Origin of the sequence: Shewanella zhangzhouensis, assembly GCF_019457615.1 — a bacterium.
GTDB classification, from domain to species: Bacteria; Pseudomonadota; Gammaproteobacteria; order Enterobacterales; family Shewanellaceae; genus Shewanella; species Shewanella zhangzhouensis.
On record NZ_CP080414.1, the window covers coordinates 3,797,904 to 3,821,436 of the forward strand.

Annotated in this window: 24 protein-coding genes; 6 read left to right on the forward strand and 18 right to left on the reverse strand. The window is 52.2% G+C overall.

Going from position 1 to position 23,533, the window contains the following annotated elements:
- Window positions 1–54: 54 nt before the first annotated feature.
- Genes K0H63_RS16700 through nudF form a run of 4 tightly spaced genes read right to left on the reverse strand, consistent with a single transcriptional unit; the run spans window position 55 to window position 2,559 of the window.
- A complete protein-coding gene (locus tag K0H63_RS16700) occupies window positions 55–630 on the reverse strand; it encodes a YqiA/YcfP family alpha/beta fold hydrolase (RefSeq protein WP_220065651.1) in 576 nt (191 codons plus the stop codon).
- 28 nt (window positions 631–658) lie between these two features.
- Entirely contained in the window at window positions 659–1,498 is an 840-nt protein-coding gene (cpdA, locus tag K0H63_RS16705) for a 3',5'-cyclic-AMP phosphodiesterase (RefSeq protein ID WP_220067937.1), read from the reverse strand.
- 15 nt (window positions 1,499–1,513) lie between these two features.
- Window positions 1,514–1,933, reverse strand: coding sequence for a DUF1249 domain-containing protein (locus tag K0H63_RS16710; RefSeq protein ID WP_220065652.1), 420 nt, complete (start codon window positions 1,931–1,933; stop codon window positions 1,514–1,516).
- Window positions 1,934–1,944: 11 nt separating this feature from the next.
- A complete protein-coding gene (gene nudF, locus K0H63_RS16715; RefSeq protein WP_220065653.1) occupies window positions 1,945–2,559 on the reverse strand; it encodes an ADP-ribose diphosphatase in 615 nt (204 codons plus the stop codon).
- A gap of 237 nt (window positions 2,560–2,796) precedes the next feature.
- Between nudF and tolC the strand changes: the two genes are divergently transcribed.
- Window positions 2,797–4,095 (forward strand): outer membrane channel protein TolC, encoded by a 1,299-nt coding sequence (tolC, locus tag K0H63_RS16720; protein WP_220065654.1) that lies wholly within the window; start codon window positions 2,797–2,799, stop codon window positions 4,093–4,095.
- Between the two features lie 58 nt (window positions 4,096–4,153).
- Here the strand turns inward: tolC and K0H63_RS16725 are convergent, their stop codons facing one another.
- From K0H63_RS16725 to K0H63_RS16735, 3 genes are read right to left on the reverse strand one after another with little or no spacing between them, the layout of a single operon-like run.
- A complete protein-coding gene (locus tag K0H63_RS16725) occupies window positions 4,154–4,894 on the reverse strand; it encodes a TIGR04219 family outer membrane beta-barrel protein (protein ID WP_011761156.1) in 741 nt (246 codons plus the stop codon).
- 2 nt (window positions 4,895–4,896) lie between these two features.
- The gene (locus tag K0H63_RS16730) at window positions 4,897–5,868 is read right to left on the reverse strand and encodes a DUF2333 family protein (protein ID WP_220065655.1); all 972 of its coding nucleotides are present in this window, start codon (window positions 5,866–5,868) and stop codon (window positions 4,897–4,899) included.
- Between the two features lie 14 nt (window positions 5,869–5,882).
- Window positions 5,883–6,362, reverse strand: coding sequence for a copper chaperone PCu(A)C (locus tag K0H63_RS16735; RefSeq protein WP_220065656.1), 480 nt, complete (start codon window positions 6,360–6,362; stop codon window positions 5,883–5,885).
- A 32-nt stretch (window positions 6,363–6,394) separates the two neighbouring features.
- On the opposite strand from K0H63_RS16735, the gene K0H63_RS16740 reads away from it, so the two are divergent.
- Window positions 6,395–7,135, forward strand: coding sequence for an enoyl-CoA hydratase (locus K0H63_RS16740; protein ID WP_220065657.1), 741 nt, complete (start codon window positions 6,395–6,397; stop codon window positions 7,133–7,135).
- 74 nt (window positions 7,136–7,209) lie between these two features.
- Here the strand turns inward: K0H63_RS16740 and K0H63_RS16745 are convergent, their stop codons facing one another.
- From K0H63_RS16745 to dusA, 3 genes are all read right to left on the reverse strand, one after another.
- On the reverse strand, window positions 7,210–7,407 hold the full coding sequence (locus K0H63_RS16745; protein ID WP_220065658.1) for a PspC domain-containing protein: 198 nt from the start codon (window positions 7,405–7,407) through the stop codon (window positions 7,210–7,212).
- Between the two features lie 136 nt (window positions 7,408–7,543).
- Complete coding sequence (locus tag K0H63_RS16750; RefSeq protein ID WP_220065659.1) at window positions 7,544–7,813, reverse strand: hypothetical protein; 270 nt, start codon at window positions 7,811–7,813, stop codon at window positions 7,544–7,546.
- Window positions 7,814–8,018: 205 nt separating this feature from the next.
- On the reverse strand, window positions 8,019–8,999 hold the full coding sequence (gene dusA, locus K0H63_RS16755; RefSeq protein ID WP_220065660.1) for a tRNA dihydrouridine(20/20a) synthase DusA: 981 nt from the start codon (window positions 8,997–8,999) through the stop codon (window positions 8,019–8,021).
- A 191-nt stretch (window positions 9,000–9,190) separates the two neighbouring features.
- On the opposite strand from dusA, the gene K0H63_RS16760 reads away from it, so the two are divergent.
- Window positions 9,191–9,655, forward strand: coding sequence for a chemotaxis protein CheX (locus K0H63_RS16760; RefSeq protein WP_011761163.1), 465 nt, complete (start codon window positions 9,191–9,193; stop codon window positions 9,653–9,655).
- 45 nt (window positions 9,656–9,700) lie between these two features.
- On the opposite strand, the gene alr is transcribed toward K0H63_RS16760, so the two are convergent.
- Complete coding sequence (gene alr / locus K0H63_RS16765) at window positions 9,701–10,795, reverse strand: alanine racemase (protein WP_220065661.1); 1,095 nt, start codon at window positions 10,793–10,795, stop codon at window positions 9,701–9,703.
- A gap of 30 nt (window positions 10,796–10,825) precedes the next feature.
- Entirely contained in the window at window positions 10,826–12,232 is a 1,407-nt protein-coding gene (dnaB, locus tag K0H63_RS16770) for a replicative DNA helicase (RefSeq protein WP_220065662.1), read from the reverse strand.
- A 121-nt stretch (window positions 12,233–12,353) separates the two neighbouring features.
- Between dnaB and K0H63_RS16775 the strand changes: the two genes are divergently transcribed.
- On the forward strand, window positions 12,354–14,543 hold the full coding sequence (locus K0H63_RS16775; protein WP_220065663.1) for a S46 family peptidase: 2,190 nt from the start codon (window positions 12,354–12,356) through the stop codon (window positions 14,541–14,543).
- A 201-nt stretch (window positions 14,544–14,744) separates the two neighbouring features.
- Window positions 14,745–17,720 (forward strand): TonB-dependent receptor, encoded by a 2,976-nt coding sequence (locus K0H63_RS16780; RefSeq protein ID WP_220065664.1) that lies wholly within the window; start codon window positions 14,745–14,747, stop codon window positions 17,718–17,720.
- A 132-nt stretch (window positions 17,721–17,852) separates the two neighbouring features.
- Here K0H63_RS16780 and rplI read toward each other — a convergent pair whose 3' ends face one another.
- Genes rplI through rpsF form a run of 4 tightly spaced genes read right to left on the reverse strand, consistent with a single transcriptional unit; the run spans window position 17,853 to window position 19,304 of the window.
- Window positions 17,853–18,302: a 50S ribosomal protein L9 gene (rplI, locus tag K0H63_RS16785; RefSeq protein ID WP_220065665.1), complete on the reverse strand. Its 450-nt coding sequence runs from the start codon at window positions 18,300–18,302 to the stop codon at window positions 17,853–17,855.
- A gap of 40 nt (window positions 18,303–18,342) precedes the next feature.
- Window positions 18,343–18,570, reverse strand: coding sequence for a 30S ribosomal protein S18 (rpsR, locus tag K0H63_RS16790; protein WP_011761169.1), 228 nt, complete (start codon window positions 18,568–18,570; stop codon window positions 18,343–18,345).
- An 11-nt stretch (window positions 18,571–18,581) separates the two neighbouring features.
- Window positions 18,582–18,887, reverse strand: a complete 306-nt coding sequence (priB, locus tag K0H63_RS16795) for a primosomal replication protein N (protein WP_083766423.1) — start codon at window positions 18,885–18,887, stop codon at window positions 18,582–18,584.
- A 9-nt stretch (window positions 18,888–18,896) separates the two neighbouring features.
- Window positions 18,897–19,304, reverse strand: a complete 408-nt coding sequence (gene rpsF / locus K0H63_RS16800) for a 30S ribosomal protein S6 (RefSeq protein ID WP_220065666.1) — start codon at window positions 19,302–19,304, stop codon at window positions 18,897–18,899.
- A 223-nt stretch (window positions 19,305–19,527) separates the two neighbouring features.
- Here rpsF and K0H63_RS16805 point away from each other — a divergent pair, with 223 nt between their 5' ends.
- A complete protein-coding gene (locus K0H63_RS16805) occupies window positions 19,528–20,274 on the forward strand; it encodes a DUF481 domain-containing protein (protein WP_220065667.1) in 747 nt (248 codons plus the stop codon).
- 86 nt (window positions 20,275–20,360) lie between these two features.
- Here the strand turns inward: K0H63_RS16805 and rlmB are convergent, their stop codons facing one another.
- Window positions 20,361–21,101: a 23S rRNA (guanosine(2251)-2'-O)-methyltransferase RlmB gene (gene rlmB / locus K0H63_RS16810; RefSeq protein WP_220065668.1), complete on the reverse strand. Its 741-nt coding sequence runs from the start codon at window positions 21,099–21,101 to the stop codon at window positions 20,361–20,363.
- Complete coding sequence (rnr, locus tag K0H63_RS16815) at window positions 21,102–23,528, reverse strand: ribonuclease R (RefSeq protein WP_220065669.1); 2,427 nt, start codon at window positions 23,526–23,528, stop codon at window positions 21,102–21,104.
- Window positions 23,529–23,533 lie beyond the last annotated feature (5 nt).

Here is a 23,533-nt window from a genome sequence, read left to right on the forward strand (position 1 = left end):
GCGCACGTTATTCTTCGTTATTCAGGCCATGGTGCGGCCCTGCGAGTCGGTTTGTCAAGGTAACTCTAAAAAAGCGGCGATATCCGGTAATTGCCGCTCAAAACCCACAAAACTGTGGTCTCCACCGGGTTCTATCAACAGCCGGCAACAATGGTATTTTCCGAGTGCCAGGCGATAGTCCAGCACCTCGTCACCGGTTTGCAATAATACAAAAAAACGGTCTGGATTGGCTATGGCAGCAACATCATAGCGCTTGAGCGCTTCGCGGTGGGATGGCAACACCAGGTAGTCTTCCCCGGTATAGGGGTTGTGCTGTGGTCCCAAAAAGGCTTCAAAGAGATCGTACGGCGATACAGCGGGATTGATCAGTGCTGCCTTGCCACCGTAGGTTTCGGCAAGATAAGTGGCAAAAAAGCCCCCAAGGGACGAGCCAATAAATCTCAGTGGTTCGCCCCTCGCCTTGGCTTCTTCAGTGATCTCACACAAAAGCGCGACTGCCTGCTCAATATCAGTGGGCAATTGGGGCTGCACCAAGCGAACACCGGCATGGTGCGCAGCCATAAAGTTGGCACTCAATACGCCTTTGTCAGACTGCGGGGAGCTATTGAATCCATGAATATAAAGCAGCATACATCCTCAGGCTGCGGTCTGCTGAACCTCAGTAACCGCTGGAGCTGTGGTCCGGGGCAAAGCGATTGCCCGGCACACGGTAAACATGTGTATGAATGCTACCATCGCTCAAAAGCTCCAGCAAACGGTAGCCGGGCTGCAGATGATCGAGGGCAAAGTACGGCGACTTGGGTTTGAATTGAATACAGGTAGATGGGGTGGCCATCAGCGGCAGCTGACCATTGACTGCGGCATAGACTTCATCCACGGCCTGATGCACATGGCCCCAGAGAATACCCTTCACCTGAGGGTATGCAGATACCCTGGCGAGAAAGTCACTGCCATTATCCATACAGTGCTGATCGAGCCAGGCGCAATCCATCAGAATAGGGTTATGGTGCATCACCAGCAGTGTATGGTGGTTCGGGTATGCTGCGATGGCTTGGTCTATGAGAGAGAATTGCAACTCCCCCATATGACCTCCGGGCTTTCCCCGCACTGTGCTGTCCAACATTAGAATATGCCAGTTCCCAATCAGAATACGCTGCTGACCGAAGACTCTGGGGCCCTGCATATGCAGGCTCATGACCCTTGGGTCGTCATGGTTTCCGGGCAAATAATGGCAAGGCAGGCCAAGAAATTCGATTGCCTGAACGAAGTTACGGTAGGAATCCGGTGTGTAATCCTGACTGATATCGCCGGTGGCGAGCATCAGGTGCGCGGGATAATGGGTGGCATTCAGGGTATTGAGCACAGCCGCCAGGCTCTGACTGGTGTTAACGCCCAGCAGTTGTCCGTCGTTGCTGGCAAATAAATGTGGATCGGTGATCTGCACCAGGCGCGCAGCTTCCCCTTCTGCCAACGAATATTCAACAGCCTCTTTCAGCACTATGTTTACCCACAATTAAGACTGCACAGCCGACTGGTATCGGCAGCCAATCTTCAATAACTCTTCCAGGAATGCATTGACCTGGTACTTTTCATCACTTTGGTACATTCGCAAATTGGGGTAATCATACACCGCACTGAGAAGTGAAAACTGCCGACCAGTTAACACTTCTGCTAATTTAGCATCATGATAAATCCGAACCAATACCTTAGGGTCTTCAATTAGCGGTGTTTTTCCAAGTGGGCGGGAAATTTCGACCAATTGGGTGTAGCGGGTATTTTCCACCAGCGTGATTTTAAGGATGCCATGGCTGCCACGGACGCTGGCGGGAGCATCCATGGCCAGCGCAGAGGGTAGCCAGCGCAGCAATAAGGCGTAGTTTCGGCCACACAAGGCCAAAAAGCCGTTGAGATCCGGCTGATAGCGAGCTTTCACTCCCTTGCCCTTCAAAAGTGACTCCGCACGAGCTTGTGCCGGTTCAACTCAAGCCACTGCAGGCCAAGCACGGTTGAGCCATTATCAATTTCACCACTTTCCACCATGGCATAGGCGGCTTCGCGGCTCATCACGTGCACCCTAATATCCTCATGCTCATGGGCAAGGCCATGCAGACCTTCCGCCTGACTGGCATCGACTTCAGCCATAAAACAATAAAAGCGCTCGCTGCAGCCACCGGGACTGGAGAGATAGCTGCCGAAGGGCAACACCCGCGATGCAGTAAGCCCCGCTTCTTCCATCAACTCTCTGCGGGCCACGTCTTCGGCCGACTCTCCTGCTTCCATCATGCCCGCCACCAACTCCAGCAGCCATGGGAATTCAGAGGTTTCGAGTGCCGGAAACCTGACCTGTTCAATCAACACCACCTGGTCTGTTACCGGGTCATAGGGCAACACCACAACAGCATGACCACGTTCAAACACTTCCCGCGAGACGACCTCACTCCAGCCACCGGCAAACAAACGATGGCGAAACTGATACCTGACCATCTTGAAAAAACCCTGATACAGGGTGCTCGAGTCCAGTACTTCAATGTCTTCACGACTGAAGAGTCTGTTAAACATTCGCTGCTCCTTGACGAGGTGATTCACTTATTATCATGGGATTCGCACAAAGATTTAAAATAAAATCTGTTACACTTCGGGTTTGACTCAAAAATGGTTGATTTTTTAGTATTTCAACCATTAACTTTTAGCTGTTTCGGGAAGCGTCGGGAAGCGCGAACCGCCCGGGTATAAGGGCACATCAGTTTAACCCAGTTATTACCCCCCTGGGGGACTTTGTCTCAATAAGGACAGCCAATGAAATTCAAGCTCAGCTCTCTGTGCGCCGCAGTGCTTTTGGCAGCCGGTGCAACAAATGCCCATGCCGATGATCTGCTTCAAATCTATCAGCAGGCACTGACCAACGACCCTTTGGTTCTGCAGGCTCAGGCTCAGCGCAACGCGCTTTACGCCCAGATTGAAGAAAACCGCGCTCCCCTGTTGCCCACCATCAGTGCCAATGTCGGTTACGACAAGGCCTGGAAAGACCCATCCGAAGACTCCGATGGCTTTACCGGTGGCGTCAAATTAACTCAGGTGATTTATGATCACAGCGCCTGGGTTGGCCTGTCACTGGCTGAGAAAGCCGCCGCGCAAGCCGATGCAGCCTATGCGTCCGCGCTGCAAAACCTCATCACCCGTGTGACCAAAGCCTACTTTGACGTACTCAAGGCCAAGGATAACTACGAGTTCCAGGGCGCCGAGAAGCGCGCCATTGAGCGTCAGCTCGAGCAAACCAAACAGCGTTTTGCCGTGGGTTTGACAGCCATGACCGACGTGCACGAAGCCCAGGCCCAATATGACCTGGCCTCTGCCACCGAAATTCTGGCCGAAAACACCCTGTCAAACAGCTATGAAGCACTGCGTGAAATTACAGGGATTGACCATAAGTCCATCAACGTACTGGACACAAACCGTTTCAGTGCCGCCGCCCCCGCGCCTGCCGTTCCCAACGAATGGATTAAGATGGCAGAAAGCAACAGTACTGATCTGCTGACTCAACGCATTGGTAAAGACATCGCAGAAGAGACGATTTCCCTCTATAAAGCGGGTCATTACCCATCTCTGAGTCTGAGCGCTGGTTACACCAAGGGTTTTGAACAAACACCCGGCCCTGATTACGACAACAGCTCTATCGGCGTGACACTGTCTATCCCTATCTTTGAAGGATTCAAGGTCACCTCCCAGGTGGAACAGGCTCAGTACAAGTATGTGGAAGCCAGTGAAAAGCTGGAGCAAACGTATCGCCGCGTAGTGAAGGATGTAAGAAACAACTTCAATAACGTGGGTGCCTCAATCAGCTCTATCCGTGCCTATGAGCAATCCGTGCTGTCGTCCGAAAGCGCACTCGGAGCCACTCAGTCCGGTTTCGAAGTGGGTACCCGTACCATCGTTGACGTACTCAACCGTACCCGGGACCTCTACGACTCCAAGCGTAAGCTGTCTGATGCGCGTTACAGCTACATCAGCTCGGTGCTGGCCCTGAAACAAGCTGCCGGCACCCTGAACGAGGATGATGTGATTGCCATCAACAATGGTTTGAAGGCCGCAGAATAATCGTAACAAGTACAAAAAAACCGCCTGATGGCGGTTTTTTTATAACCTTGATACTGACTTAGAACAGCAGTTCCACACCGGCAAAATAGCCTTTGAAACTGCTGTCAGTACTGATGCCATCGAAGCCATTCACATCGAAACTGAATTCACGATAACCTGCACGGATGCGGGTATCCAGCGCTATACCATCAAACTCCCAGCCAAGACCCACACTGTAATCGTATACCTGGCTTTCATCCAAACCCGCCATCAGGTCGGCAAAGCCATAGAGACCGAGACCAGGCATTCCTACCACGGCACTGGCGTAACCCATGATAATACCATCGGTAAAGTCCTTTTGCGCAGCAACACCCGAGGCATTGCTGATGCGCAGTGAACCGTTCATCTTTTTGTAGGCGCCGCCCACATCCAGGGACACGATATCGTTGTCCAGCAGCTCGTAGTAAAGCACAAAGTCGGTATTGCTCAGATCCATGGTGCTATAGAGTTCACCATTGAAAGGAATACCACCGAAGGCCAGAGTAGCATCAGCGTTAAAACCGTCTTCCTCGAGGCGATTTTCACGGATCAGCAGGTTCGGCAGCAAGGGCACAGGATGCTCAACGGCAAACCAAACACTTGTCTGGCCCGATGTGTCGTAATCAAACCCGTGCAGGTTACCGGCATCGTCAGGCACATTACCTTTGGCATCCGCATGCCAGTAATCGGCACCGACTTTAAAACCAACAACAGTGGCCGCGTTGGCCGAAAACGCAGCCAACGCAGAAAGCAGTGAGGCAGCCAGAATGGTTTTTTTCATAATTAACCCTGTGAAAGCAAATTGGTTAAATCAATGAGCGCCGCATTGGCGCGTGAGACGTAGTTGGCCATAACCAGAGAGTGGTTAGCCACATAGCCAAAGCCTGAACCGTTAAGGACCAGCGGACTCCATACGGTCTGCTGGGTAGATTCCAGCTCACGAATGATCTGCTTTAAACTGACTTCGGCATTCTTCTTCTTGAGCACATCGGCAAAATCGACCTCGACGGCTTTCATGAAGTTAAGCAAGGCCCAGCAAGAACCGCGGGTCTCATAGAAGACATCATCAATTTGCCACCAGCTGGTTTTGATTTGCTGTGCGGCTAAATTGGGGGTGGATTGACGCGCCGAATTATCACCGGCCAAATCTGTGTTAAGCCTTTCCTGACCGACACTGGCCGAGAGCCTCTGTGACATGCTGCCAAGACGTTTTTGTACCTCTTTCAGCCATTCGTTCAGATTATCAGCCCGGGCGTAAAACTGTGCGTCTCTATTACTGGTGTCGGCAATACGTGCACGGTAGAGTTTCAGCAGTTTAACCGCATCGCTGTACTCGCTTTCAGCGCTGGGCACCAACCAGGACGTGTGATCGATATTGAGCTTGGAGTGTGCCTCCAGCAGGTCGTTATCGGCGGTCGATTGTGACTGAGAGCGGCTGAACTCTTTACGCATTACCAGCGCCAGGTCCCGCACCTGTTCGAGGGCCCCAAACTCAAACGCCGGCATATTATCCATAAACACTGACGGTGGCGTGGTGTCGTTGGATAACCAACCGCCTTGTTTGTTGAGCAGGGTTTCAACGGTATTGATGAGTGAGGAAGTCGTAGCATAACCCACGATCTGTTGGCCATTTTCCGCGTTGAGGACCTCCGGCTCAAGCACATCAGGTTCAACACTCCACCAGACACTGACGCCGTACATGATGACGACTATCACAGCCGCCACACCAGCGACCTTTTTCCATGTCACTTGCATCTTGAATTACTCCTTTAATGATGATGGTGATGATGTTCATCTGCCTGAGCATTGCCAGCTTTGGCTACCGGCAGTTTGATCTCAAGGGTCTGACCATCTTTGAATTTAAGCAGCAGTGTCACCATGTTGCCTTCGGCCAGCGGTGATGCAAGCCCAAGCAGCATGACATGGTCACCCTGTTCACCCAGTTTCAAGGTACCGTGTGACGGCAAGTCAAACCCTTCAACCTGGCGCATTTTAACTATGTCATTTTCGGTCAGCAGGGTGTGCAACTGTGCTTCTTTGGCGATGTTGGTCTCAACGGCAATCAGTTCGGTGGACGGACCGTGATTTTCGAGGGTGAAATAGGCGGCGGTATTGGGGGAGGATGGCGGCATGGCGCGCACAAAACCATCTTTTACTATAATCTCAGCCATGGCGGGCATGGACAGCAGGCCAATCAGGCCGAAATTAAACATGTGTTTGAATATCGATTTCAATGTCATACACTCCATGTCAAGCCAAGCTATTTTTTGAGGACAACCCCATGAGTAAAATACTCGTCAAGGATCTGGATGGCGTAAGGGTAATCAGCTTCAATCGCCCGGAAAAACGCAATGCTTTAGACCTTGATATGTACAGGCAGCTCACAGAATACCTTATGCAAGGTGAGAGCGACAATGACATTCGAGCCTTCCTGCTGACCGGTGAAGCCAATTGTTTCACCTCGGGGAATGATGTTGCTGACTTTTTGCAAAACAGTGAATTAGGTCCAAATCACCCCGCCGTGCGTTTCCTGTATTGCTTGCTGGAGCTGAAAAAACCTCTGGTAGCAGCAGTGAGCGGCAGCGCTGTTGGTATTGGTACCACTCTACTGCTTCACTGCGATCTGGTGTATGCCGATAACAGCGCTAAATTCCAACTGCCCTTCGTCAATTTGGCATTGGTGCCCGAGGCAGGTGCCAGTATCTTGCTGCCCGAATTGGTTGGCTATCAAAAAGCAGCTGAACTGCTATTACTCGCAGAGCCATTCGACGCCGAGACGGCATTGTCATTAAAGCTTATCAATGCCTTGTGTTCCAAAGAGGAATTGCAACAAACGGCGCTGGATAAGGCACGTAAACTGGCAAGCCAACCGCCGCAGGCATTGCAGCAAACCCGGCAATTAATGCGTCCCCACAAACACAGGGTGCAGCACCAGATGCATCTCGAGCTGGAAGCCTTTGGGGAAAGATTAAAAAGCGATGAGGCCAAGGCCCGCTTTCAGGCGTTTCTTACGAAATCCTGAAACCTCTGCCCCTTGCTAACGACACTGAAGCAATACCGTTAACAAGGGGCAGATTCACTCAGCATTTAGCCCCATCAAGCCTCCCACTTGTCCATTACCAGCGCCAGGGCAAAGTAAATCAACAGGGTGATGGCCGGATTGATGAGTGTCGACACCATCCAGGCAACCCGCGTCCACATGCAAGACCAGCCAAACTTGGTTGCCATTTGGGCGGCTACACCGCACACCAGACGACGGGGATTTTTAAGACGCATTTCAATGCCCATATTCATGCTTTTCCTTTCACTGAAGTTAAATCCTGTGCCAGCGCATCAGGTAGGTCACCAGGGTACAGGCCAGAAAGCTTGCTACGGGTAACATCAAGACCAATGCGGTTTTCATCGAGAGTCCCAGTGTCAACCACATGCCTTACTCCTTGGCGGCGACCAGCGCTTTTTTCTGTTCCTCATCTTTGGCAGATGCGGTTTCAGTCAGCGTTCCCCAGGTCTTGGTCAGCTCAGCTTTAAGCTCCAATTCCAGGTCCAAAGCGGCATTTTGCAGCATTTCCTTGGTTTGGTTCATCACGCTCATTTCGACAGAGCGCAGTAAATCAGTAGTTGAAAATTCAGTAGCTTGAACGTTGTTTGCCATTCCCAGAGTAACCATCAGGGCCAGGGCGGTCAGTGTGCGATTAAACATGGTGTTCACTCCTGTTGTTAACCTATGTCACATCAGGTATTACAAGTGTCGTGCCAAGTTTAACAAAAAACTTATCAATCTGTTTTTAAAGGATTTTATTAAAATTTAAAAAAGAGAGTGGGGTCTGAGGCGGGCGTTAAGATTGGAGACAGGTGAAATTAACCACCGTTGTGGTTAATTTCACCAAATGACGCTTAATAGGGCCTTAGTTAGTGGTGAGCTCCATGGCTTTTATTGCATTTTCAATCACTTCGATGCCTGCTCCCGGCTTATGGGCATTCTCACTCAGGTATCTCCTCCAGGCGCGGGAGCCCGGCAAGCCCTGATACAAACCAATGATATGCCGACTGATATGGTTCAGGCGTCCACCATCGGCGAGGTGTTTCCCGATATAGGGAAGCAGCTTCCCGATAACCTCCTCCCGACTGCTGACAACCGCTGGCTTACCGCAAAGTTCAGAGTCCACCGAGGCTAAAATATAGGGGTTCTGATACGCTTCACGGCCTACCATGACGCCATCGAGCTGCGCCAGATGGGTTTTAGCCTGCTCAATACTGGTCACGCCACCATTGATACTGATGGAGAGCTGGGGGTAGTCCCGTTTCAGCTGATACACCCGCTCATAATCCAGGGGCGGAATTTCACGGTTCTCTTTCGGACTCAATCCCTGCAGCCAGGCCTTACGGGCATGAATAATAAAGGTATCGCAGCCAGCCGCTGAGACGGTCTCGATAAAGTCTGTGAGAAAACCGTAAGAGTCCTGCTCATCAATGCCAATACGGGTCTTCACTGTGACAGGAACAGACACCTGCTGACGCATGGCGTCTACACACTCAGCCACCAACTTAGGCTCGGCCATCAAACAGGCACCAAAGCGACCATTCTGTACCCGATCAGACGGACAACCCACGTTGATATTCACTTCATCATAACCACGGGCCCCAGCAAGCTTGGCGCAGGCCGCCAAATCCTTGGGGTCTGAACCGCCCAACTGCAACGCCAGGGGGTGCTCTTCCTGGTTGTAGGCCAGATAATCGCCTTTTCCGTGGAGAATTGCGCCCGTCGTCACCATTTCGGTATAAAGCAGCGCCTCTTTGGACATCAGACGTGCAAAATAGCGGTAGTGTCTGTCGGTCCAATCGAGCATTGGCGCGACAGAGAAGGTGCGGTTGAGTGGCGATGGCATGAGCTTTCCCCATCCTGTAGACTGCGTAAAAGGGCGGCTATTTTACACTCGCACAATAAAAAACGACACCCATAATAGCCGCTGCCGGTGTGGGCAAAAGTTCACTCCGCCGCATAAATTCATCTACGCTTATGGGTATGTGGTCACCATCAGGGGGTCGCACCCAAGCTATCAGCGAGGAATCGCCAAGCATGAATGTCGAATTTATCAATCCGTTTCTACAATCTCTGCTCAATGTTGTCTCGACCATGGCATCGATGCAGCTCACTCCGGGTAAGCCCCGGCTGAAAACCGATAATCTTGCCAAGGGGGATGTCTCAGGGCTGATTGGCATGGTAGGCCCTCAGACCAAGGGCTCTATGTCCATCACGTTCGAGCAAAGTCTGGCACTGCAAATCATGCAAAACATGCTGGGCGAAAACCCGGGGACCATCAATGATGAGGTCACTGATATGGTGGGTGAAATCACCAATATGGTCACAGGCGGCGCCAAAAACCTCTTGAGTGACAAGGGATACGATTTTGAGATGGCGACCCCAGTGGTAGTGGCAGGAACGGGTCACAGAATTTCCCACAAGGCCGATGGCACCAAAATTATCATGCCATTCACCAGCCCCTACGGCACTGCTTACATTGAGATTTGCTTCGAGAATTAATACGGTACAAAAAAAGGCGCTCCAAAAATGAGCGCCTTTTTTAAGTTAATCGAGGCAAACCGCCACCCTTGGGGTTAGCTTGGTCACCAACTCATAGGCAATGGTGCCAATTCGCTCCGCCACCTCTTCCACGGGCAGATCCTTGCCCCAGAGAAGTGCCCTGTCACCCACTCTATCTGTGGCGGCAGGCCCCAGGTCCACTGTCAGCATGTCCATGGAAACCCGGCCAACAATGGGCACCCGTCGGCCATTAACCAGTACCGGCGTGCCCTCGGGGGCATTGCGGGGGTAACCGTCACCATAACCTATGGCCACCACACCAAGGCGCGTATCGCGTCTGGCCGTCCAGTATGCGCCATAGCCCACACTCTCGCCGGCGCTGTGCTCCCGCACCGCTATCAATTGCGATACCAGCTCCATTGCAGGTTCGAGGCCGTGGTTGCTTCCAAGGTCACCCGCTACGGGAGACACGCCATAAAGCGCAATGCCCGGACGAATCCAATCGGCCTGGCTTTGCGGCCAGTAAAGCACCCCTGCTGAGTTAGCCAGGGTTCTGTCGCCGGGCAATCCCTGGGTCAGGGCGTTAAAATGGGCCATCTGTGTAGCGGTAAAGTCTTTTTGCGGCTCATCGGCGCAACTGAAATGTGTCATCAGATGCACGGGTTTGGCCACGTTGTGGTTTTGCTGCAGTCTCTGGTACACGCCCTCAAACTCGCTGGCATGAAACCCCAGCCGGTGCATACCTGAATCGATTTTGAGCCACACGGTGACAGGCTTGGACAGACTGACGGATTCCAGCATGTCCAGCTGGGAGACATGGTGAACAACCGTGTCTATGTCATGCTCCACCAGCAGGGGCAAATCTTCACTGCGGAAAAAGCCTTCCAGTAATAAGAGTCTGGCGGACACACCACCGGCTCTGACCTCCAGAGCTTCCTCAAGCCTTGCCAGCCCGAAACCATCTGCATCGGCATCTGAATGGGCATCGGTTAGTACCTGGGCCACATTGAGCAGTCCATGGCCATAACCGTTGGCTTTCACCACGGCCATGACCTTGCTGCCCGGGGCAATTTGACGCAGCCGTTTAAGGTTGGCCTTCAGCGCGCGACTGCTGATTTCTGCGCGGGGAAAAGGTTTCAATACATCTGCCTTGTGAGATTCGAGCAAGGATCAGTCTTCTTCAAACTGAGGGCCGGCATAGTTGTCAAAGCGGGAGAATTGCCCCTGGAAGGTCAGGCGCACCCGGCCAATGGGGCCGTTACGTTGCTTACCAATGATGATTTCGGCAGTGCCTTTATCTTGGGAGTCGTTATTGTATACCTCGTCCCGGTAGATAAACATGATAAGGTCCGCATCCTGCTCGATAGAGCCGGATTCACGAAGATCCGAGTTTACCGGGCGTTTATCGGCCCTTTGTTCCAGCGAGCGGTTAAGCTGTGACAGGGCAATCACCGGGATTTCCAGCTCCTTGGCGAGCGCCTTGAGCGAGCGGGAAATTTCGGCGATTTCCAGGGTACGGTTATCCGCCAGCGCCGGAACCTGCATCAACTGCAGGTAGTCCACCATGATCATCGACAGGCCACCCCACTCACGGGCTACCCTGCGGGCACGGCTGCGCACTTCGGTTGGGGTCAGGCCAGAGCTGTCGTCGATGTACATCTTGCCCTGCTCGAGCATCAACCCCATGGTGGAAGACACCCGCGCCCAATCCTCGTCATCCAGCTGGCCGGTACGCACCTTGGTTTGGTCAACACGGCCAAGGGACGCGAGCATACGCATCATGATCTGTTCCGAGGGCATCTCGAGACTGAAAATCAGTACCGGTTTATCCTCGTTCATGGCGGCGTATTCGCAGAGGTTCATGGCGAAGGTGGTTTTCCCCATGGACGGACGTGCGGCCACAATCACCAGGTCACCGCTTTGAAAACCCGCCGTCATACGGTCGAGATCCGAAAAGCCGCTGGATACCCCGGTCACACCGTTGTGGGGGTTGTTGTAGAGCTGCTCGATTTTATCGACGGTTTTTTCCAGGATAGCCTTGATGTCTTCGGGGCCTTCGTTGGCATTGGCCCGCTGTTCGGCAATCTTGAATACCTTGGTTTCCGCCAGGTCCAGCAAGGCACTGGAATCACGGCCTTCAGGGTTATATCCCGCATCGGCAATCTCGTGGGCAACCCGAATCATTTCCCGCACCACGGCGCGCTCACGCACAATTTCAGCGTAAGACAATATGTTACCGGCGCTGGGGGTGTTTTTGGCAATTTCACCCAAATAGGCAAAACCACCGGCATCGTCCAGCTCGTTATTCAGTTCGAGCTGCTCTGACACTGTAATCAAATCCAGGGGCTGGCCCTGCTCCACCAGCTTTTGCATGGCAGAGAAAATCAATCGGTGGGAACGGGAGTAAAAGTCTTCACGAACCACGGCTTCAGCCACTTTGTCCCAAGCCTCAGCATCCAACATCAGGCCGCCAAGCACCGATTGCTCGGCCTCTATCGAATGCGGCGGCATTTTGATGGCTTCAACCTGGGCATCTTTTAACTTGCCCTTTGGTTTAAAGGCGGTTTCCTGTGACATTCAGTCTCCCAATATCCAACGGATTTGCAAAATATGGTATAAAACTCACCGACTTTGGCATCACCAAAGCCAAACGCATCCCATCCACGATGGACTCACGAACAATAATTAAGGAATCAACATGCGCAACCTAGTGGCAGCGGCTCTGGTGCTTTCTTCCGGAGTGGCACTCGCCGACGAAGGCCAGTGGCAACCTTATCAAATGCCTTCCATCGCAGACAAACTCAAAGCCCGCGGTATCGACATACCAGCTGAGCAGTTGGCCGACTTAAGCCGCTATCCCATGAACGCCGTGGTGGGGCTGGGCTATTGTACCGCCAGTTTTGTATCCCCCCAAGGGCTGGCAGTGACAAATCATCACTGCGCGTTCCGAGCCATTCAATATAACAGCAGTAAAGAGAAAAACTATCTTGCCGATGGCTTCCTGGCGACCAGCATGGACAAAGAGCCTTCTGCCGGCCCCAACGAGCGCCTGTACGTGACCGAAGCCGTCACAGATGTCAGTGCACAGATCCGTGACGCCCTGCCGGAAGAACCACTGGCCCGTGTTGAAACGATTGAGAATCGTCAAAAGGCACTCATCAAAGAGTGTGAGAGTGACGATAACTACCGCTGCTCGGTCAGAAGCTTCCACAACGGCCTGGAATACTACCTCATCAAGCAGCTGATGATCCGCGATGTACGCCTCGTCTACGCGCCTCCTGAAAGTGTCGGCGGCTACGGCGGCGATATCGACAACTACGAATACCCACGCCACAGCGGCGATTTCACCTTCCTGCGCGCCTATGTGGGTAAAGATGGCAAACCGGCACCTTACGCAGAAGACAACGTGCCATATCAGCCAAAAAGCTTCCTCAAGATCAACGCCAGCGGCGTGAAAGCCGGTGATGGTGTATTTGCCGCTGGCTATCCAGGCTCAACCAGCCGCTACCGTTTGACCACCGAACTTGAGTTTGCCAGTGACTGGCTCTACCCCACCCAAGCCAAACGCTTCCAGGCCCGTATAGATACCATCGAAGCCATGGGCGCTGCCGATGCTGAACTGGCCATTAAGTACGCCGGTACCGTGGCTGGTATGGCCAACCGCATGAAGAAGCTGAACGGCCTGCTCGACGGCTTTAAAGCTACCGACATTGCCGCCATCAAGCAGCAACGTGAAGACGCCTTCATGACCTGGTATGCCAGCCATGGCGATGCCAAACAGATGGATGAACTCAAGGCACTGATAAAAGAAGGCCAAACTCAGTATCAGACCACCTACTACTTCAACAATGCCCAATCGAGCGACCTGCTAACCGCAGCAAACAGCCTTTATCGCCTGGCCAAAGAGAAACAAAAAGCCGATGCCGACAGGGAGCTGGGCTATCAGGAACGGGACATGAAGATGTTCGCCGATCGCCTGAAGCGTATCGACTCCAGTTTTGATGTGAAAGTCGACAGGGTGCTGTGGCAGGCGGATATTGAAGAGTATCTCGGTCAAGACCAACGCGTGGATGTGCTGGACAAGATGCTGACAGCTAAAGACGGCCAGGACCTTTCATCCATGCTGGACGGACTCTATGCAACCACCGGCCTCACCGATCAGGCCACACGTCTTGGTTGGATGGACAAAACCCCGGCTGACTTTGAGGCAAGTAACGATCCCTTTATCAAACTGGCAGTGGCACTCTACGACACCCGTATGGCCCAGGAAAAAGCGGAAAAGACCCTGGACGGCAAGCTCAGCATTGCCCGACCGGCGATGATGCAGGCCGTGATTGCCTATAACAAGGATAAAGGCTGGCCGGTATACCCCGACGCCAACGGTACCCTGCGTATCACCTACGGTATGGTGGATGGCTATCAATCACGTGATGCACTCTATAAGCAGCCTTTCACCCGTCTGGAAGGCATAGTGGCCAAACACACTGGCGTAGAGCCATTCAACGCGCCGCAAAAGGTGCTGGATGCCATCAAGCGTGGTGACATGGGCACACACAAGGTGGATGACCTCTACCCGGACGCCCGCAGCTTTATGTGTAAACTGTTCTCCTGTCAGGACAAACCCGAAGCCTTCAATTCGGTGCCGGTGAACTTCCTCTCCAGCGTAGATACCACCGGTGGTAACTCTGGCTCTCCGGTATTCAATGGTCGTGGTGAATTGGTGGGACTCAACTTTGACTCCACCTATGAAGCCATCACCAAAGACTGGTTCTTCAACCCGGAAATCACCCGGGCAGTCCACGTGGATATTCGCTATATCCTGTGGATGATGGATAAGGTGGATAACGCACAGAATTTGTTACAGGAACTAACCCTGGTAACTAATTGATAATCATTAATTAAAAAAAGGCCGCTTACTGATAGCGGCCTTTTTTGTTTCCGCTGACACATCCTGAATCAAAATTAACTTTCAATTAACATTTTTGTACACTTTTAAAACATATTGTGAGAAGCTTTTCCGGCCAGCCTGCACCCATAAGCAGGTAAGCATCTGAATCTAAAATAACAAACGTTCAAAGGAATGCTTCTCATGTCTAGAACCAACTTCCGCCGCTCGCTTCTCGCGGCCTCAATAACGACATTACTGACAATAAACAACCCTGTATTCGCCGATAACACCACAGGTTCCGTATACGGAACGGCAAAAGCCGGATCAACTGTAACGTTGGTTAATCCTAAGACCGGCATCAAGAGAGAGGTTGTTGTTGGATCGGATGGCAAATACAGCATATCGAATATTCAACCCGGTACTTACACCGCAGCTAGCGACGGCGAATCACACGTTGTGATCGTGACTATCGGCACTGGTTCATCTGTGTACTTTGGTGGCGGTAGCACCGAGGTTATATCTGTGATAGGCAATAGAATATCTTCGATTGACACCTCATCAGTAGAGTCCACATCTGTATTTCTTGCCGACCAAATAGAACTGCTTCCCGTAGGCCGCGACTTGACTTCGGTAGCATTGCTGGCGCCCGGAACCGTACAGGGTGATTCCGGCTTCGGTAATTTGGCTTCATTCGGTGGTTCTTCTGTCGCTGAAAACGCGTACTTCCTCAACGGTTTTGACGTAACCAATACCAGAACTTTGTTGGACTTTGCTGATCTTCCATACGACGCAGTAGCACAGCAGCAAGTTAAAACCGGTGGCTATGGTGCTGAGTACGGCCGCTCGCTGGGTGGGGTAGTTGCGGTAGTGACCAAGCGTGGTACCAACGATTGGCAATTTGGCGGCACTGTGTACTACACACCAGATTCACTGCGTGCCTCTGGGAAAGATGCATTGCTGAACTCCCCGACTACAACGCCTTATCTCGCGTACAGATCACAGAACCAAAATGATAAGTTTTCCTATGTCGTACACGGCAGTGGTCCATTGATTGAAGACAAGTTGTTCTTCTATGCGATGTTTGAAGGTAAACATAACACCACAGATACTTTCAGCACTTCAGGTGAAACTTCTTCTTCAACTGAAAACAATTCTCCGAAAATGCTGCTGAAGCTCGACTGGAACATTACAGACGATCAAACATTTGAATTAACTGCCTTAAGAAATAAAGAGGAAATTGATTTTGTCGGATACGAATACGACGAAGTCACCCATACTGGACAGCATGGTACCGTCGATCCTGACTCCATTCGCACATTCCATACTGGCGGAGATATCCTAATTGGTAAGTATACCGCTGCTTTGACTGATAACTTCACCGTTTCAGCACTGATCGGTTCGATGAAAAATGAAATCTATACCGACCCAGACGCGCTGCCAGGCTATGAATGTCCACGCGTATGGGACAGCCGTGGTCCAAACCCCAACGCACTCGTCTATCTTGGCTGCTGGAATAGAAACCAAGCGACTATACGAGATCAGGAATTTGGCCCTGACACCGACGAAAGACTCTCATATCGTCTGTCATTGGATTGGGTATTGGGTGACCACAACATCAGAGCTGGTGCCGATATTGAGCAGTGGGAATCCGGTGCTGCCGGTATTACCTATACAGGTGTAGGCTTTGATAACAAGTACTTCCGTTACTTTACTTCGAGAGGCCGTGTAAACGGTGTTGATGTCCCTGCAGGCACTGAGTACGTGCGCACATGGGACGGCGGTTCAGTTTCAGCAAACTATGAAGTCGAAAACACCGCCTTCTTTATCGAAGATACCTGGCAAGTAACAGATGAACTGCTTGTCTATGCCGGTTTACGCAGCGAAAGCTTCGTCAACCGAAATGCTGATGGTGTCGCTTTCGTGGAAGCAGATAACAGCATCGCCCCGCGTCTGGGCTTCTCCTATGACGTTGCAGGCGATTCTACCCAAAAACTTTTTGGTACCTGGGGACGCTACTATATACCCGTTGCCGCGAACACCAACATTCGTGCAGCTGGTATTGAATGGCGCGATATTCAGTACTTCTATTTCGAAGGGATAGATCCAACCACCGGAGCCCCTGTTACCATCGGTGATGAGATTGGCCAGGGTGCTTTTGACAACCGTAATGCAGCAAACCCTGCAACAATTGCGGTGACGGACCTTGATCCTATGCATCAGGATGAACTGATCCTTGGTTATCAGTTGGCCCTGAACGAAGACTGGACGACCAGCATCAAATTTGTGCATCGTGAAGTCAAAGATGGCATGGATGACTACTGCTCTCACCAGCCATTCATCGATTGGGCAGAAGACAACGGGTACGATAACTTCGACGAAGATACCATGGCAGGCTGTTTGATCATGAACCCCGGGAAAGATTTCAACCTGGCGATGGATCTGAACAATGATGGAAATCTGACCAACGTAACAGTTCCCAACTCATACATTGGTCTGCAATCATATGACCGTACCTATAAAGCAATTGAGTTAAATCTCGCTAAGGCCAGCAGTGATGATTGGTACATGGATGCTTCGTACACTTGGTCTAAGAGTGAAGGTAATATTGAAGGCTACGTAAACTCAACTCTGGAACAGGATGACGCAGGTCTTACCCAAGACTTCGACCACCCCTTATTCCAAGAGAATGCCTACGGCTATCTGCCAAACGATCGCAGACACCAGTTTAAAATCTTCGGCGCCTATTACCTCACAGATGAACTGTCTGTCTCTGCGAATTTCAACCTGAGTTCAGGTCGCCCAGTCAATTGTAATGGTTATGTACCTCTGACTGATGATTTGGGCGTAGATCAGGGGGGGTTGCAAGGTTACTCTGCCTCGTCATTCTTCTGTGTAGACGAGAACGGTGAGCATCAACCAACTTACCGTGGCCAGTATGGCCGCACACCTTGGACTCATAAACTGGATCTGGGTCTGACCTATGTCCCTCACTGGGCTGATAACAAGCTGACTCTGCAGATGCAGGTTTACAACGTATTGAATCAAGACCGAGTAACAGAGTACGTAGAAACAGGCGATATCAACCGTGCTGAACCACAGCAAAACCCAGAATTCCTGAACGCCAGGAATTTCCAATCGCCACGTTATGTGAGCTTTACCGCCCGCTATAACTTCTAATGAGGTTATCTATGCACTAAGTAAAAACGCCTCTTGTGAAAACATGCGGCGTTTTTTAAAAGCTCAGTGATGGTATATTGGACATAAAAAAACACCGCCCGGAGGCGGTGTTTTCTTTAAAATCAAATCTGATTATTCAGCAACAACAGTTACTTTAACAACAGACTTAACTTCAGTGTGCAGCTGTACTTCAACTTCGAAGTCACCAGTGGTGCGCAGAGCGCCCAGTGGCAGACGAACTTCGGCTTTAGACAGTTCAACGCCAGCAGCAGTCACGGCATCGGCGATGTCGCGAGTACCAACTGAACCGAACAGCTTGCCTTCGTCACCGGCTTTAGAAGCGATAACAACAGCTTCCAGAGCAGCGATCTTCTCGGCGCGGTCAGCAGCAGCAGCCAGGTCGGCAGCCAGTTTAGCTTCCAGCTCAGCGCGGCGGGCTTCGAAAACTTTTACGTTTTCAGCGTTGGCAACAACGGCCTTGCCCTGAGGCAGCAGGAAGTTACGAGCGTAACCAGCCTTTACAGACACCTGGTCACCCAGGTTGCCCAGGTTTGCGATTTTATCAAGCAGAATAACGTTCATTATCAAATCCTCTCTATACGATTAGGCTTCAATGCTGGAATTACTGATGCAGATCAGTGTATGGCAGCAGAGAAAGATAACGAGCGCGCTTGATGGCGCGAGCCAGTTGGCGCTGGTACTTAGCGCTGGTACCGGTGATACGGCTAGGAACGATTTTGCCGCTCTCAGTGATGTAGTTCTTCAGAGTAGCAATATCTTTGTAATCGATCTCTGCAACACCTTCAGCGGTGAAACGGCAGAACTTGCGACGACGGAAATAACGTGCCATGTGACAGTCTCCTAAGATTTCAATTCGACATTTTCGGCATGCAGTACCAAGCGACTTTGTCCACTCCGACTCTGTTGAGTCGATAGAAAACCTGTTACCTGGATCTCCATGCCTGCCTGCAATTTATCTGTGATGCACTCAAAGTGCTGACCGCTCATGATTGCCTGTATTTGGCAATATACGTTTCTGGGCAAATCGGCTTCGAAACGTTGACTTCGGTGCTCAAGCTGAACCACACAGTGTGGGATCCCGGCCGGGCTTTTAAAGCGTCTGACCCTTAATACAGAGCCAGTCAGCACCAAAGAGTTTGCGGTCACAAACAGAAATTACTCGGCAGATTCTTCAGCGTTTTCTTCGGCTTCATCAGCCTCAGAAGAGCGCTCACTGATGGCAGCACGACGAGCATCACGCTCATCTTTAGCTTTAGCCATTGGAGAGGCTTCGGTGATGGCACCCTTGGTGCGCATAACCATGCTACGCAGAACAGCGTCGTTGAAACGGAAAGCTGTCTCCAGCTCTTCAACAGACTCAGCAGTGGCTTCAACGTTCATCAGAACGTAGTGAGCCTTGTGCAGATCCTGGATTGGGTAAGCCAGTTGACGACGACCCCAGTCTTCCAAGCGGTGGATCTTGCCGTTAGCGTCGGTGATAACACCGGTGTAACGCTCGATCATACCAGCTACTTGTTCACTCTGATCAGGGTGAACCATAAATACGATTTCGTAATGACGCATTTATTGCTCCTTACGGGTTTGTAGCCTCGTTATTGGCTCAGCCGGACCAAGTTAGAGGCAAGGAACGAATTCAATCGGGCTGATAAGGCGCGAAATATTACATAATGACGGCCGAAAACTCAAGCAATAACTTTGTTCTGGCCACCATCAAAGGTATGATTGCCCGTCGCATCTTCGCCCGGGAGTCCGGGCCTGTAGTCAAACCGGGAATACAGGCTGAATAATGATAAACAAACGTATCCTCTCCATCGGCTGCCTGCTGTTAAGCCTAAAGGCACAGGCACTTGTACCGCCCCAGTATCAGGAACCCGCCACAGGGCTGACCGCAGAAGTGGAAGCCGGTCTCCAGCTCAATACGGGTAACACCCAGTCCACCAGTTTTAACGGTCGCACCCGGCTGATTTACGACACCAAAAAAGCCAAGCAGGAAGCCTTGTTGAAGGCCTATTTTGCGTCCGATTCAGAAAAAACTACCGCAGAGAAGTACGACGTCCAGTTGCAGTCAAACTACAAGGTCGATTCCGGTTACTTCTTTGGCCGCGGTGAGGGTACCTGGGATGAGTTTGGCTCATACACCCGCCTGTACACGGGTTCCGTGGGTTACGGTTTTGATGCCATCAGCAGCTATGCCACCAAACTCAAACTCGAAATCGGCCCCGGTTATCAATACAGCCTGGCGAAAGCCACCACCACTGAACCTGCGCCGGATGCCAATACAGATGTGATTGTACGGGCCGCCGCCAAGTTTGAGCAGCGAATTCATGAGTACAGCAGCTTTACTGCCGACCTCACCGCCGAGACAGGGCAAAACAATAGCGCAGTGACACTCGATATGGGTTACAAGAATATCCTGTTTCAGGACTTGGCCTTTAAAGTGGGCATGAACGTGAAATACACCGAAGTAGTGCCCGATGGCACAGAGCAGGTTGATACGGTCACCACCTTTAATCTGCTCTATACCTTCCAGTAAGTACAGATCACCACCCATTTTCACCAATAAAAAAGGATTGCCTGGGCAATCCTTTTTTATTTGATAAGCACCTTGCGGCGTGAAGGTTATCCGAGCCGCTGACGCACGACTTCAAACAAGCAAATACCGGTCGCCACCGAGACGTTCAGACTGGAAACACTGCCCGCCATCGGGATGGAAATCAGGGTATCGCAGCCTTCACGACTGAGGCGTCTCAGCCCCTTGCCTTCGGCGCCCATGGCAATGGCCAGCGGCCCCTTGAGATTAGCTTCATACAGGGTCGAGTCTGCTTCACCGGCAGTACCGGCAATCCACACGCCGCGCTCCTGAATACGCTTCATGGTGCGCGCCAGGTTAGTCACCTGAAACAGGGGAACGGTTTCCGCCGCGCCGCAGGCCACTTTGCTCACGGTCGGTGTCAGCCCGGCGGAGTTATCCTTGGGCACTATCACCCCGTGCACGCCGGCGGCATCGGCGTTACGCAGACAAGCGCCCAGGTTGTGAGGGTCTGTCACCCCATCAAGGATCAACAAAAACGGGGTTTCGGTGGCATCGAGCAAGGCTTCAAGATCGTTTTCGGTCAACACCTTGGCCGGACGCACCCGAATGATAATCCCTTGATGCTGTGTGCTTTCGGCTTTTTCATCCAGGGTTTTACGTGCTGCCTGCTGGGCTTTGATGCCCCAGTTTTGGGCGATTTCCAAGAGTGGCAGCACCCGTTCGTCCTGGCGACCTGTCATCAACCACAGCTCCAGCACACGCTCGGGGGCGTGCTTCAGCACAGACTCGACCGCATGAATGCCAAACACCAATTCCTGTTTTTTCATTTATTTCTTTCTCTTAACTCGTTTGGCGGCCTTGGGCTTGGCTTCTGCCGCCTTTTTGGATTTCTTACCGTCTTTGGCCTTGGCATCTCTTTTTTTGGTCTCTGAGCCACCCAATTTGCCACCGGCCAACTGGCTGCGTACGCTGCCGCCTTTACCCGCCTTGCCGTTACCTGTACGGGCACCTTCAAGATTGGCTCTGTCCCGGGCGGTCATCGGCTTCTTGCCGGCCTTTTTGCGGCCTGGTCGCTCACCTTCCATCTGCAAATCAATCTGTCTATCGTCCAGATTGACCGAGGCAACTTTCACCGCAACAGGATCGCCTATCTGATATATCTGACCGGAGTTTTCACCAATCAGACGCTGACGCTGCGGGTCGTACTGGAAGTAATCGCTTCCCAGGCTGGAGATATGCACCAGACCATCGATAAAGAGCTCATCCAGACGCACAAACAGACCGAAACTGGTCACAGAGGCAATCACGCCACTGAAGCTGTCACCCACGTGGTCCTGCATAAACTCGCACTTAAGCCAGTCGGATACATCACGGGTCGCTTCATCGGCGCGGCGCTCGGTATTGGAGCACTCTTCACCGAGGAGATCCAGCTCCTCAATCTGATAGTGATAGCCACCATCGGCGGTCCACTTCTCACTGGCTTCACCCTGCTCTTTGGCGAGCAGATAACGGATAACCCTGTGCAGCACCAAGTCGGGATAGCGGCGGATGGGCGAGGTAAAGTGGCTGTAGGCTTCCAGCGCCAGACCAAAGTGACCTTCGTTATCCGGGGTATAAACGGCCTGACGCATGGAGCGCAGCAGCATTACCTGGATCAGTTCGGCGTCAGGCCTGCCTTCGACCTGTGCCATCAGCGCCTGATAATCGGCTGGCTCGGGCTCGAGACCACCGGTCATGGACAAACCGCGCTCGGCGAGGAAGTCTTTAAATTGCGTCAGTTTTTGCTCAGACGGCTTCTCGTGCACCCGGTAAAGCACATGTCCTTTGTGTTTAATCACAAACTTGGCGGCCGCCACGTTGGCCAAAATCATACACTCTTCAATGATCTTGTGGGCCTGATTACGGGCGCGGGGCACTATGCGGTCAATCTTGCGCTGCTCATTGAAAATAAACTGGGTTTCCAGAGTCTCAAAGGCAATGGCGCCGCGGCTTGCTCGCTGCTCATCCAGACACAGATACAGCTCCTGCAACACCTGAAGATGCGGAAACAAGGCTTTGTGCTCGTCCTTCACCTCGCCGCCTTCCAGCATGGCCGCCACCTGGGTATAGGTGAAGCGGGCATGGGAGTGCATCACCGCCGGATAGAACTTGTAACCCGACAGCCCCCCCTTGGCGGAGATGGTCATCTCAGCCACCATACAGAGGCGATCAACACCCGGATTCAATGAGCACAAGCCGTTGGAGAGCTTCTCCGGCAGCATGGGGATCACCTGAGACGGGAAGTACACCGAGTTACCCCGGGCGCGTGCTTCTTTATCCAGTGCCGAATCGGTGCGCACATAATGGCTCACATCGGCGATGGCAACCCACAGGCGCCAGCCGCCACCACGCTTACGCTCGGCATACACGGCATCGTCAAAATCGCGGGCATCTTCACCGTCGATGGTGACCAGCGGCAGTTCACGCAGATCGACCCTGCCTTCCTTGTCTTCATCGGTCACATAGTCCGGAATGCGGCGCAGTTTCTTGTCAATCACCGCTGACCATTGGTGTGGCAGGTCATAATTGCGAAGGGCAATTTCAATTTCCATCCCAGGTGCCATCTGCTTACCCAGAACTTCGGTCACCTTGCCACCGGCACGCACGTAGCGCCCCGGACGGCGGGTGAGTTCAATCACCACCACATCGCCATGACGGGCGCCATTTTTATCTTCGTTGGCAATCAGGATCTCATGGGGGATACGCTTATCATCGGCCACCACAAAGGCCATACCGGCATCAACATAGAAGCGACCCACCAGGGCAGCACTGCGCTCTGACAAGAGCCTGACGATGCGGGCATCGCGGCGACCACGGCGGTCGACGCCGGCTTTTTGCGCCAGCACCTTATCACCATGGAAGTAGAGCTGCATATCGCGCTCGTTGATAAAGAGGTCGTCGCCGCCGTTATCGGGGCGGAAAAAGCCAAAGCCATCTTTGTGGCCAAGGACAGTACCACTCATCAAGTCCATGCGTTCGGGCAGTCCGTAACATTGACCACGGGTAAACACCAGCTCACCATCACGCTCCATGGCGCGCAGTCGGCGGCGCAGGGCTTCCAGGCGCTCTTCATCATGGATTTTCAGGGCCTCGGCAATACGGTCGCGAGGCTGAGGAGAAGTTTGAGACCTCAAATATTCGAGGATAAATTCCCGGCTGGGGATGGGGTTGTCGTATTTTTCCTGTTCACGCTCAAAATGCGGATCGTTAATCATTCAGT